Origin of the sequence: Halomonas sp. CSM-2 (assembly GCF_002119345.1) — a bacterium.
Classification (GTDB): domain Bacteria; phylum Pseudomonadota; class Gammaproteobacteria; order Pseudomonadales; family Halomonadaceae; genus Vreelandella; species Vreelandella janggokensis.
Window position 1 is genome coordinate 160,550 of the sequence record NZ_NBYR01000013.1, and the last position, 12,808, is coordinate 173,357.

Genomic DNA, 12,808 nt, shown 5'->3' on the forward strand with positions numbered 1-12,808 from the left:
ACGCATGCGCATGGCATCGTTGAACAACGCACTGTTGAATGATTGGAAATGAATAACCGTAATGAATTGAAGATAACAAGGGCCGGTCACTTATGAATTGACGATTGGCGTCTTTTAGCGACATACCAGGAAGCGCATTCATGGCCGGTGACAAGATTCACTCATAACGAACGATCAATTAAGTGATCACTATATCATGCCAGAAACATTCAGTCTGGTATCTTGGCTTGATACGCATTGTGCAGCGATGTGACACGAGCAAGTGATGCAGGTGGCAGGTCAAGCGTTTCAAGAGTATGAAAAGGGAGGGCGAATAGCTGTTCGGGAGTGAATATGCCACGCGCAAACAGCTGGTTGGTCGTCGCAGGGCCAATACCGTCCAACGCCATCAAGCGGTTACCAAATAACGCCGCCCGCTCCGCGAGCTTGAGTGATGTGTCGGCGTCGGTGGGTAGCTGACGATAATACGCATCAGCTGAGGCGGCAATAAATTGTTCTGTTCGAGCCAGAGCGGCCAGGGTAGCACCAGAGGGGGTGGCAGCGGTCAGTGTTTGCCGTACGCTTGTATAAAGTGTCATGGCGCTAATCAGCAATGCCTCACTGGCAGGCTCGTGGAGGAGCTTTTCGGCTGTATGATTGAGTCTGTGAACGGCCTCGAGGGCACTTTCTGCGTACTGGGCTGTGTCCGTCATTGCCGTGTAACTCCGTTTAATCACTGGGTCGTACATCCAACGTTGCCTGGGCAATCTGCTCGCTGACTTTGTCCCAGCTTTTACCCAAGGCACGTACAAGAGCGGGGTAGCCGTCTTCTTCGAGCGGGGTGTCGGCATCGAAGGTTTCCATTGCCAGCACATCGCCCTGCTGATTGAGCAGTTGCCACTGACCACTGGCGATGGCGCGACCATCCTGGCGCCCCTGGAACTGGTCTACTTCCAATCGTAGCGTGATTGCCTGGTCGTCGCTAGCGGCGTCGCGCACTACCCGCCATGTGGGCAGCGCCTTTGAGAGACGGGCTCGCATTCCGTGTTCCAGTTGACGGCCAATGGCTTCTGCCCACTGATGGGTGTTTGCTTCCCGCAGGGTAATATCATCGGTTTGCATGACAATACCCTCGACATCCAGATAGTGCGGGAGACGAGGCGATGTCACCTGAAGCGTGCCGTCGGGGGAGGCTGGCGGGCTCGCTAGTTGCCCGCCCGGCAATATGTAGCGGGTGGAGGGCGTTGATTGGCTGGCGCAGGCACTCAGCAGCAACGGGACCAATAACATCACCACCAGTTTTCCGAATGAATGTCGCATTGTGTATCCTTACTCGCGGGGTGCGCGAGGTATCGGGTCTTCGGTTTCGACACTCTCGAACAGCAGTGCGCGTGGGTTCTCGCTTAGTGTACGAGTCAGCGGCTGGACATCGCGAATGACGCGGTCGAGCCGTTCGACCGTTGACATCAGCTCCTGGTAGGCGGCCGATTCCGGAGACAAGCCTTCCAGCGTGTTCTGCAGCTCTTCGAGCGTACGGTTTACGTTAGTGCCGATAGACTGGGTGTCAGGGTCGTTAAGTAGCTGATTCAAGGATGCGCTAACGCCGCGAACTTCCTCAAGTACAGATTCAGATGCTTGTAGATTTTGATCAAGCCCCGTTAATAACGGCTCGATTTCCAAGCCATTCAGCTTTTCCAGTAAGTCGGTCACCTGCGCCTGAATTTGCGCAAAGCCACCTGAGGTCGTGGGGAATACTGTGTGCCCTGAGAAAGATTCCGGCACATAGTGAGCGGCCAGTTCCTCGCGGAAGTTCAAATCGACAAACATTGCCCCTGTCAGCAGGTTTCCACTTTTGAGGGAGGCGCGTAAGCCTAGGGTGAACATTCGCTTGAAGCGAGCATCCCACTCATCAAGATCCACGTCGGCATTCTCGATGCCGAGTCGCTGGGGCTCGATGCGAATCAGCAACGGGATGGCAAACTGTTCCCGTGAATCCGGCTGAGGAGCTGTGAAATTCCAGGGTACGGCGGCAACGGTGCCAAGCCGAACGCCCCGAAACTCCACAGGTGCCCCCTTGGAAAGTCCGCGAACAGTATCGTCGACAAGGAGTACGTATTCCAGATAACGGTTAAAGGTACCCTGGCGAGCACTATCTTCATCGGTGTAAAGCTCGAAGCGGGTATTGTTGTCTACGGGCTGTCCCATCGGCAGGTCTTCAGGGACGCCAAAGGTGACGCCCCCGCCCAGCAATGTTTCGATGGAGTCAACGTTGACACGAACGCCGTCGGCATCGAGTCGAAAATCAATGCCGCTGGCACTCCAGAAGCGCGTACTTTCTGTAACGAGCTGATCATACGGCTCTTCAATAAATACCTGATGATGCATGGTACGTGACTCAGCATCAAAGCGGGTTTCCTCAATACGGCCGACAGTGAAGCCCTGATAGGATACCGGATCGCCCACGCGCAATGAATTACCCAGTTGGCTGATGAGGCTGACTTGCAAACCTGCGACGCCAGCAGGGGCGACAGGCGGCGTTTCCATGACTTCAAACTCGCGTTGGGGCTCAGTTGAAGAGCCTGGCTGAAGTTGAATGTAGGCACCCGACAGGACAGTACTCAACCCACTGATGCCTTCACGGCCGATACGCGGTTTCACGACCCAGAACCGGCTATCTTCGCGCAGCATGGCTTCTGCTTCAGGTTGGATGCGGGCGCGTAAAACGGCTCGGGAAAGATCGTCGGATAGCTGAACGCTTTGTACGCGGCCGATTTCAACGTTGCGACTGCGTATCAGCGTATTGCCGGCTTCGATCCCCTCCGCGTTTGGCATCGTCAAGGTGATCATGGTGCCCCGGGAGGAATAGTTGTCGTATACCAGCCATAAGCCAATGACCAGGGCGACAATCGGTACAATCCAGATGGGTGAAAGCCGTGTCTGGGGGCTGGGTTTGGCACGATGCATTGCCGCCTCGCCCTGTGGTTCGTTGGAGGGCATGTCGTTTTCGTTAGCCATTCATCATTTCCTTACGGGCGTCGCCTTGTCCTGTATATTTCGTTATGGGGGTATCCCATAGCAAACGTGGGTCAAAGGTCATGGCGGCCAGCATGGTCAGCACGACCACGGCTCCGAAGGCGAGCGCTGCCGGCCCTGGATTGATCGTCATTAACGAATCAGCGCGGATTAGCGCTACGAGAATGGCGACGACAAACACATCGACCATCGACCATCGACCGATAAACTCAGTGATCCGGTAAAGCGTTGTGCGCGTTTGCGCATTGAAAGCATCGCTACGGTTAGCCACGCTGCATAGCCAGGCCAGTGCGAACAGTTTGCCGACGGGAACAATAATGCTGGCCACAAAAATGACGCCTGCTATTGGCCAGGAGCCGCCCTGAATCAACTCGACAATGCCGCCCACGATCGTCGAAGGCGAGCTATTGCCCAGACTGGTCGTGGTCATGATGGGAAATACATTGGCAGGAATGTACATGATCGCAGCAGCCGCGAGTAATGCCCAAGTGCGTTGGACGCTATGCGGAAAGCGAGGGTGCAGCCGCTCATGACAGCGCACGCAATAATGCTTGCCGTTTGGCGCCAGCCGATTGATGAGCCCGCAGGTGGGGCAACTGGTAAGCTGCTGGGACGCGGCTGATGCCCCTGTTAGTGTGCCCTCCGGGGCGAGTGGCTCGCCTTCCAGAGCAAACCACATCCAGTCCGCATCAATCGATTGCACCGTCATCAGTAGAAGAAATGCAAAGACGCAAAACGCCCAAAACGACAGGCCCAGTTCAATATCAGCAAGCCCTGCAACCTTGATCAAGCTAACCAGGGCACCCACGATAAACACGTCGGCCATCATCCAGGGCGTTAAATGGCTCAATGAACGAGCCGTCGAGCGACTAAAGGGCAACGGGGCGTTGCGTAACAAGCCGTATTGCAGCCACAGGGTACCTATCAAATACACAGCAGGTAATACCACGATGGTCATGATAACGCCGATAGCCACCAGGGGTTGATGAAAGGCAATCAGGGTGGTTGCCGTTTCGGCAAGTTCGATACGGTTGCTCACCCCGCTGTAGCTGAAACTGACAAACGGGTAGGAGACGGCCAGTAAAAGCGCAATAAGCGAGGCCATCGCGAGCGCCATGCTGCGCTGGGCGGGGTACCGGTTACGCTTGACCAGGACATGCGAGCAACGTGGGCAGCAGGCTTTTTCACCGGATTTAAGGGGGGGTAACGCTGCTATCCAGTCACATTCGTGACAGGCGCGCAGGCGCCGCCTCTGGGTGCGGGTCTCCGGCGGTTGTTGGTCAACAAGCGGTGCATTGACCTTCAAATTGGGGTGTTTAGGTAGCCAGTTCTGGGACAAATGGTGATCTCGCTAGCGTGAGTAGGCAAAGCAATACGCTCTCGTTTATAAGTCTGTCAAATGTTGGGTAAAATTCATCGAATCGTGAATAGGTTGTCGTTGACCTTGAGCGATGAATGAATAATGATCGCCACGCTCATTTGCCGCTTATACGGTCATGTCTGGCCATTCAAGGCTCAGATCATCGACACTCCATGAAAACGCCATCCAAAGGAACCTTATGTTACTTGCTCTTATCGCCGTTGTCGTTGGCTTGATACTGCTTATCTGGAGCGCTGAAAAATTTATTGATGGCGCCGCGGCGACGTCCCGGTGGCTGGGGCTTTCCCCCCTGTTGATTGGCATGCTGGTCATCGGTTTTGGTACATCGGCTCCCGAGATGATGGTATCGGTACTGGCAGCAATGCAAGGTAATCCGGGGCTGGCGGTGGGTAATGCCTACGGTTCCAACATCGCAAATATTGGTCTGGTGCTGGGGTTTGTTGCTTTACTGGCCCCATTGGCCGTGCACTCGAGCGTCATTCGCAAAGAGATACCGTTGTTACTGGTAGTGATGCTGGTAACCGGGCTGATGCTATTGGATGGTTGGGTAGCCCGCTGGGAGGCGGTCTGTTTATTGCTGGCATTGGTGGTATTTATCGTTATCAGCGTTGTGCGTTCTAAAGGCCAGCAGGACGATGCACTTGTCTCGGAAGTGGCGGAAACGCTGGATAGCAAGCCCATGTCGCGCGGTAAAGCCATTATGTGGACCCTGGTTGGTCTGGTGCTGTTGATTGCCAGTTCACGTCTTTTGGTCTGGGGGGCTGTCGAGATCGCTGTCGCGTTTGGCGTCAGTGACCTGATCATTGGCTTGACCGTTGTGGCGATTGGTACCTCATTACCTGAGCTGGCCTCATCGATTACCGCACTGCGACGTAATGAACACGATATGGTGCTCGGCAATGTCGTGGGGTCGAACCTGTTCAACAGCCTCGCCGTGGTGGGGTTGGCTGGCGTCATTACACCGATTGAAACCGGCCAGGAGGTGCTTCAGCGTGACTGGATTGTCATGCTGGTGATGACGGTGCTGATGATGTTGTTCGCGTTCTCCTGGAAAGGGCGCCCACGGCGTATCAACCGTTTTGAGGGCGGTGGTTTATTGGCGCTTTTTATCGCCTATACAGGCTATCTGGTGAGTGTGGTGGTGTTGGCCTGAGTCGCTTGTCGCAACAGTCGCTATTGGTTGCGACTTAAAAATTGACCTGCGTCAACGCGACACGGTGAAAACCCAAAACGCATGCCGCATCCATACCTTCTAAGCTGTAAACTCAAGGGGTTGTTGATCAAATAAGCTTAGTGACTATAAAAAGAAGAGCGTGATCCAAAGGGGCTCACCTAAGCTTGTTTTAAACCTTTGAAACGAAGGTTCTATGGGGCCTTAGGAGGGAGTTATGGAACTTGATCCGCTATTGCTATCGAGACTCCAGTTCGCATTTGTTGTGTGTTTTCACGCTATCTTCCCTGTCTTCACGATTGGGCTGGCGTCCTACATTGCCGTGCTGCACGGGATATTCTATAAAACGGAAAACGATGCCTGGGATCGCCTGGCACAATTCTGGACCAAGATGTTTGCCGTTGTGTTTGGCATGGGGGTGGTGACAGGCATTGTGATGTCGTTTCAGTTCGGTACGAACTGGAGCAACTTTTCTTTTGCCACGTCAAATTTCCTTGGGCCTGTACTCAGTTACGAAGTGGTCACCGCTTTCTTCCTTGAGGCGGCGTTTCTGGGTGTATTGCTCTTCGGGCGTGGAAAAGTGCCAGAAGGGGTGCACCTTTTTGCCGCGATCATGGTGGCGGTGGGAACCTTTATTTCCTCGTTCTGGATCCTCTCTGCCAATAGCTGGATGCAAACACCTGCGGGCTATGAAATGGTGGATGGTCGCTTCCATATCACTTCCTGGATGGCGGCAATTTTCAACCCCTCCTTCTGGTATCGCTTTGTGCATATGGGCATGGCGTCGTTCCTGACCGGTGGTTTTGTGGTCGCAGGTGTCAGCGCCTGGTTCCTCCTGCGTCACCGTGATGTTGAAGCCAATAAAAAAGCCCTTTCAATGTGCCTGTGGCTGTTGCTTTTCCTGGCGCCGGCGCAGGCTGTTGTCGGTGATTTCCACGGCCTCAACACGTTAGAACATCAGCCAACCAAAGTGGCGGCAATGGAAGGTAATTGGGAAACCCAGTCCAACGTGCCACTTTTGCTGTTCGCCTTGCCCGATCAGGAAGCTCAGGAAAACCGCTTTGAAATCGGTGTTCCCAGCCTGGCCAGCCTCATTCTGACCCATAGTGCGGACGGCGTAGTCCCGGGTATCAACGAAATGGCGCCTGATGAACAGCCCCCTGTGGCGCTTGTCTTCTGGTCGTTTCGTGTGATGGTAGGGATTGGACTTTTGATGATAGCCGTCGCGACGGTTGGCTTGTTTTTACGCCGTGGAGGACGTTTCTTCCAGTCGCCGCTCTATCTTAAAACACTGGTAGGTATGATTATTTCCCCTTTCCTGGCAGTGCTGGCCGGCTGGGTGGTCACCGAGTCGGGGCGCGCGCCATGGCTGGTCTACGGTGTCATGACCCATGCTGAAGGGTTAACCCCTTCGCTGACAGGCGGTATGGCGCTGTTTACGCTGCTGGGCTACGTCGCTGTGTATGCCGTCGTGTTTTGGGTAGGTATTTACTATCTTACTCGTGTCGTGCGTAACGGCATGCTGGCGGATTCCATGGAAGTAACCGGCGAAGTCGAGCGAGCCAAACGTCCTTTCTCTGCGGCTCACACGCCTTTCGATAGTGATTATGAGGGAGCAGTCAAATGATCAGCCTTGACCTTGCAATAATCTGGGCCGGCATTATTGGCTTCGGCGTTATCATGTACGTCATTATGGACGGCTTCGATTTGGGACTGGGGATACTTTACCCCTTTGCACCGGATGAAGAGTCGCGTGATGTGATGATGAACTCAGTCGCGCCGGTGTGGGACGGCAACGAAACCTGGCTAGTATTAGGAGGGGCGGGGCTTTTAGGCGCTTTCCCGCTGGTTTACTCGGTGTTCCTGCCGGCACTTTATATTGGCGTGTTTTTGATGCTGGCGGGGTTGATCTTCCGGGGTATCTCATTTGAGTTTCGCTTCAAGTCGAAGAAAAATCGCCATTGGTGGAACCGCGCATTTTGTGGAGGATCCGCTGTCGCTGCTTTTGCTCAAGGTGCTGTCGTAGGCGCTTATATACAGGGCTTTGCGGTAGAGGATTTTGTATATGTGGGCGGTGCGCTCGATTGGCTGACACCGTTTAGCGTACTGACCGGCCTTGGCTTGATGGCAGGCTATGCGTTGCTGGGCTCGACCTGGCTGATTCTGAAGTCGGAAGGTTATGTTCAGCAGTGGGCCTACCGGATAACCCCGAAGCTGTTGCTGGCGGTGCTGGTGGTGTTTGGTATTGTCAGTCTATGGACGCCGTTGGTGAGCCCTGAGGTGCGCGACCGCTGGCTCAGCCAGATTCATTTGATCTGGGTGTTCCCCATCCTTGCGATGGTCTGTGCTTATGTGCTTTTCCGTGCCGTGAAGCGTCAGCAAGAAGGCTTGCCATTTGTCGCCTCGCTAGGCTTGTTTATCTTCACCTATCTGGGGTTGATTGCCAGCAAGTGGCCAGTCATTGTGCCACCCAACTACACGATCTGGGATGCATCTTCAGCCCCTGAATCACAGCTCTTCCTGTTGATCGGTGTTCTGTTTGTCATCCCCATCGTGCTGGCCTACACCGCCTGGACCTACTGGGTCTTCCGCGGCAAGGTGCGTGTCGGAGAGGGCTACCATTAAGTCCATGGCATCCGTTCACCGCCATAAGGAGCTTACGCCGCGCCACTGGTTAACCTTGCTTGCTGCATCAGAACGCAAGCGGCTAGCGGGCGCGGCGTTTTTTGGTGCCTTGGCAGGCTGCCACACCGTATTGATCGTGACCGGCCTGGCCTGGTTGATCGATCAACTGGTGGTTCAAAACCGGTCGCCAAGTGATTTGACGCCTGTTTTCGCGCTCCTGGCCGTCGCCGTATTATTGCGCGCGATGTGCCAGTGGGCCTCAGAGAGATTGAGTCTGGATGCCAGCCTTCGCATCAGGCGCAAGGCCCGTGCTCAGTTGCTTGATAAAATCACTGCCTTGGGCCCTGCTTGGCTGACATCACAGCAAAGTGGTGCCATTGCCGCTCAGGCGGTAGAGCATATCGACGCCTTGGACGGCTATTTTGCGCGCTATCATCCGCAACTGCGGATCACCGTGTGGGTACCGCTCGTCATTCTTGCCGTGGTGATGTGGCTGGATTATCTGGCCGCTGTGTTCCTGTTGCTGGCGGCGCCGCTGATTCCGCTGTTTATGGCCCTGGTGGGGATGGGGGCTGAGCGCATGAACCGTGATCAGTTCGCCGCCGTCGCCCGACTGTCAGCGCATTTCATAGATCGAGTGCGCGGTATCACAACGCTCCAGCTTTTTGGTCACACAGCAGCGGCACAACAGGCGGTCTGGGTGGCCTCAGACCAGTATCGACGCCTGAGCATGCGGACGTTGAAGCTGGCATTTTTATCCTCGGCGGTGCTTGAGTTCTTTTCGTCGGTGGCCATCGCGGTAGTCGCCATGTATGTCGGCTTTGGTCTGCTGGGTTATATCGAGTATGGCCCCGCTCCTTCATTGACGCTGTTCTCCGGCCTGGCGGTGTTGCTGCTGGCGCCGGAGTTCTTCCAGCCTTTGCGCACGTTATCCATGCATTATCATGATCGAGCGGCTGCATTGGGGGCGGCAGAGAGCATCGTCAATACCCTCAACGAGCCGCCAGTGATGAGCGATGCCTCTCCCTCAATTACCAGAGCCGACAATGTACTGGTGGAGCTTGAGAGGGTTCAGGTCAGCTATCCGGGGCGTGGTGTGGTGATGGGCCCCTTGGATCTCGCCCTAACGCAGGGTGATGTAATCGCTGTCAGCGGAGAGTCGGGCAGTGGCAAGTCGACATTGCTCGCGTTATTGGCAGGGTTCATTGGGCCCAGTCATGGCGAGTGTCGACATGCAGCGACGGACCAAGTCGCGTGGCTGGATCAGCAGCCCTGCCTGTTGCAGGGGAGTCTGGCCGACAATCTGCGCCTGTCGAACCCCTTGGCATCAGAAGATGCAATGCAAGCAGCGTTAAGGCGTGCCGGGTTGATTGATGTGGTCAATGGCCTTCCAGAGGGGCTGGATACCTTGCTTGGCGAGCGCGGTGTCGGTTTGTCGGGTGGCCAGGCTCAGCGTCTGGCGCTGGCGCGCGTTTACCTGAGTGGCGCACCACTGGTCCTGCTTGATGAACCGACAGCAAAGCTCGACGAGGCAACAGAGCAGGCCGTGGTGGCGGCGTTGATCGACTGGATAAAAGAAGGGCGCACGCTGGTCGTTGCTACCCATCATCCTGCGGTCATCAAAGCGGCGAATCGTCACTTCAAAATGACTCAAGGACAGATCGAGGAGATGCCCGTTTGAGGGATATCTATCGCCAATTCTTACCGTGGTTGAGATTGCTTACCCGCCGTCGGCGCGCTTTCATGTTGGGGGCCTTGCTGGCAGGGCTAACGCTTTTAGCCGGTGTTGCACTACTGGGGCTGTCTGGCTGGTTTATCACCGCCAGTGCGCTAACCGGTATTGCGCTGGCGTTGGGGATTCCCGCCATACTGGATGTCTACGTGCCGGGTGGAGGTATCCGTTTCTTTGCGCTATTGCGGACAGTCTCGCGGTACGCCGAGCGAGTCTATAATCATAATAGCGTATTGGCATTGTTGGCGGATTTGCGCTTTCGTGTATTTGGCCAATTAACCCGCCTTGATGATTCAACCCTCGGCCGTCAGCGGGCGAGTGATTGGCTGACCCGCCTGACTTCCGATATCGACACCCTGGATAATTTCTATCTCCGAGCCTTGATGCCACCTATTGTTGCGCTGCTGGGTAGCGCCATCATGGTGTTGTTTATCGCGCTATGGCTGCCTTATGCGGCCTTGTTGGTGGCGGGCGTTCTCGGGGGGCTCTGGCTGGTCACGACAGTGGGCTTTTCCGTCTGGGGGTGGCGACAAAGCCACTACCATGTTGGTGATCAGGAGGTCTTGCGTCACTTGGTGATTGATCAGGTTCAGGCCAGCGCAGAGCTGACCAGCTATCGTAGTGATCGCTGGCACCGCGGCTTTGTCGATACTCATGAGCAGCAGGTCCTGAACAATCAGCGGCAAGTAGGTAATAAGCAGGCGCTTGGTAATTCGATTGTTGCCGCGGTGACGAGTTTGCTGGCATTAGGAGTGCTTTGGCTGGCGGGGGAGGTGTTGGCGCAAGGCCAGGTTGACGGTCCTATTGTTGTGATGGCCGTGCTGATGGCGCTGGGTATCAATGAAGCGTTCAGTGTTCTACCCAATGCGTTTGTTAGATTGGGGGCGAGTTATGCCGCTGTTGAGCGATTGAACAAACTTGAGCCGCGCGATTCGTCGCGCAGTTTTTCACCTTCAACCGCTGTGTCGTTAGACGATGGTGTGGTTTTTGAAGGCGTATCGTTGCGTTATCCCAGTTCGCTTTCCCTGGCCTTGAGCGACGTTGACCTTCGCCTTCCTGCAGGCAAACGCGCTGTGGTGACAGGCATGTCGGGGGCTGGAAAATCGACATTGGCGTCACTCATCCTGGGTCGCCTGGTGCCCACTCGCGGCGTCGTCAACGTCCTGGGGGTAGCGCCCCAAGCGTTGGCTGATACACAGCGCGCGGCGCATTTGGCAATGCTGACCCAGCAAGTGGATCTATTTGATGCTTCGCTGGCTGAGAATTTGCTCATTGCGGATCCATCTGCAAGTGATGAGCGGCTTTGGCAAGTGCTTTCTGACGTGGCGTTGGCCGATTGGGCTGAACGTTTACCCAGAGCACTCGACACAGCGGTGGGCGAAAAGGGCCAGCAACTTTCTGGGGGGCAAGCCAGGCGAGTTGCATTGGCACGGTTGATGTTGCGAGACCCGCAGATTGTGATCCTTGATGAGCCTTTTGCAAGCGTTGATGCGGTGACTGCCCAGCACTTGGCGGCTTCGCTTGATCGTTGGCTTGGCAACAGAACAGTCATCTATTTTATCCATCAAGTCGACCAGCCTGATTTGTTGCCGCATATCGATTACCACTGGCACCTGGATGCAGGTAAGCTTGGCCTTGAAGCTAATTAGACAGGAGCCCTGTATGCACGATTTTTTGCGCCAGCTTCCCAAGGTAGAGCTGCATCTTCATATCGAAGGTTCGCTTGAGCCCGAGTTGATGTTCGCGCTGGCCCAGCGTAATAACATTGACTTGCCGTATGCTTCCGCTCAGGAAGCAAAAGATGCGTATGACTTTAATGATTTGCAGGCGTTTTTGGACCTTTATTTTCAGGGCATGGGCGTGCTTCGTCACGAGGAAGACTTTTACGACCTGGCGATGGACTACTTTCATCGCGCTCGTCGAGAGGGAGTTGTACATGTCGATATGCATTTCGACCCCCAGGCGCACCTTCAAAGAGGTGTTCCGCTGGAAGTGGTCATGGGTGGGCTGCTCAAAGCCAAGCAGGAAGCCGAGGAATCCATGGATTTTTCGGTTGGCATGATCATGGCGTTTTTACGTGATCGCCCGGCAGAAGAAGCCTTGCACGTCCTCGAGCAAGCTGCACCCTACTGGAAGTTTATCGATGCAATCGGTTTGGACAGTGCCGAACGCGATCATCCGCCATCTGAGTTCAAGACACTTTTTGCGCGGGCCAAAGAGATTGGTCTGGTTTGCGTAGCGCACGCAGGCGAAGAGGGGCCGGCGGACTATATCATCCAGGCTCTCGATCTTCTGGAGGTGGAGCGTATCGATCATGGCGTGCGCTGTCTGGAAAATCCGGATTTGGTGGAGCGTCTTCGTCGTGAGCAGGTCGTCCTGACGGTTTGCCCGTTATCCAATGTATGTCTAAAAGTCGTCGATGACTTGCGTGAGCACCCTTTGCCCACTCTGCTGCATGAGGGCCTGAATGTGACCATCAGCTCTGATGATCCTGCTTACTTTGGCGGCGGAATGCTCGCCAATCATGTGGCTTGTGCGGACGCTTTCGGCTGGTCTGAAGATGTGTTTGTGAAATTGACCCGAAACGCAATTGATGCCGCGTTCGTATCCGCCGATCGGCGTGCCGACTTATTGGCCCGCTTGGCTGCCTGAACGACCATTGGCAAGAAATGTGTCGGTGCTGGTTGACCTCGCGTAAAAAAAACGTATCATACGCACCACATCGAACGGCGACGCCCTTCGATAGCTCTTTAATAATGTGATCAGGTAATTCATGTGGGCGCTTGCCGATGAGGGTGATAAATCACCAATTATCAAGGCAAGCGACTCGTCCAAGGTCTTCGGATCTTGAGAGAACGTTTGAAAACCTTGAGCCAAGTTTGATCCG

General features: G+C 55.0%; 11 protein-coding genes. 6 read left to right on the top strand and 5 right to left on the bottom strand.

Annotated features, from left to right (window positions below; translation table 11 throughout):
* Positions 1-209: 209 nt before the first annotated feature.
* From B7L15_RS12950 to B7L15_RS12965, 4 genes are read right to left on the bottom strand one after another with little or no spacing between them, the layout of a single operon-like run.
* Positions 210-692, bottom strand: a complete 483-nt coding sequence (locus B7L15_RS12950; protein ID WP_085919372.1) for a hypothetical protein — start codon at positions 690-692, stop codon at positions 210-212.
* Between the two features lie 16 nt (positions 693-708).
* Positions 709-1,299, bottom strand: a complete 591-nt coding sequence (locus B7L15_RS12955; RefSeq protein ID WP_085919373.1) for a PqiC family protein — start codon at positions 1,297-1,299, stop codon at positions 709-711.
* Between the two features lie 9 nt (positions 1,300-1,308).
* Entirely contained in the window at positions 1,309-2,994 is a 1,686-nt protein-coding gene (pqiB, locus tag B7L15_RS12960; RefSeq protein ID WP_085919374.1) for an intermembrane transport protein PqiB, read from the bottom strand.
* The gene (locus tag B7L15_RS12965) at positions 2,987-4,351 is read right to left on the bottom strand and encodes a paraquat-inducible protein A (protein ID WP_085919375.1); all 1,365 of its coding nucleotides are present in this window, start codon (positions 4,349-4,351) and stop codon (positions 2,987-2,989) included. The genes pqiB and B7L15_RS12965 overlap by 8 nt, the downstream gene beginning before the upstream one ends.
* Positions 4,352-4,571: 220 nt before the next feature.
* Between B7L15_RS12965 and B7L15_RS12970 the strand changes: the two genes are divergently transcribed.
* The 6 genes from B7L15_RS12970 to B7L15_RS12995 all read left to right on the top strand — a co-directional run bounded on the left by B7L15_RS12970 (position 4,572) and on the right by B7L15_RS12995 (position 12,573).
* On the top strand, positions 4,572-5,546 hold the full coding sequence (locus B7L15_RS12970; protein ID WP_085919376.1) for a calcium/sodium antiporter: 975 nt from the start codon (positions 4,572-4,574) through the stop codon (positions 5,544-5,546).
* Positions 5,547-5,781: 235 nt separating this feature from the next.
* Positions 5,782-7,191: a cytochrome ubiquinol oxidase subunit I gene (locus tag B7L15_RS12975; RefSeq protein WP_085919377.1), complete on the top strand. Its 1,410-nt coding sequence runs from the start codon at positions 5,782-5,784 to the stop codon at positions 7,189-7,191.
* Positions 7,188-8,189 (top strand): cytochrome d ubiquinol oxidase subunit II, encoded by a 1,002-nt coding sequence (gene cydB / locus B7L15_RS12980; protein ID WP_085919378.1) that lies wholly within the window; start codon positions 7,188-7,190, stop codon positions 8,187-8,189. Before B7L15_RS12975 ends, cydB begins: the two co-directional genes overlap by 4 nt.
* 4 nt (positions 8,190-8,193) lie before the next feature.
* Complete coding sequence (cydD, locus tag B7L15_RS12985; protein WP_085919379.1) at positions 8,194-9,870, top strand: thiol reductant ABC exporter subunit CydD; 1,677 nt, start codon at positions 8,194-8,196, stop codon at positions 9,868-9,870.
* A complete protein-coding gene (gene cydC / locus B7L15_RS12990) occupies positions 9,867-11,570 on the top strand; it encodes a thiol reductant ABC exporter subunit CydC (protein ID WP_085919380.1) in 1,704 nt (567 codons plus the stop codon). Before cydD ends, cydC begins: the two co-directional genes overlap by 4 nt.
* Positions 11,571-11,583: 13 nt before the next feature.
* Positions 11,584-12,573 carry an adenosine deaminase gene (locus B7L15_RS12995; protein ID WP_085919381.1) on the top strand — a complete coding sequence of 330 codons (990 nt, stop codon included), beginning with the start codon at positions 11,584-11,586 and terminating at the stop codon, positions 12,571-12,573.
* Here the strand turns inward: B7L15_RS12995 and B7L15_RS19695 are convergent.
* The coding region (locus B7L15_RS19695) for a hypothetical protein (RefSeq protein ID WP_217808032.1) at positions 12,550-12,808 on the bottom strand (259 nt) is incomplete at its 5' end. The two genes, B7L15_RS12995 and B7L15_RS19695, sit on opposite strands and share 24 nt — an antisense overlap.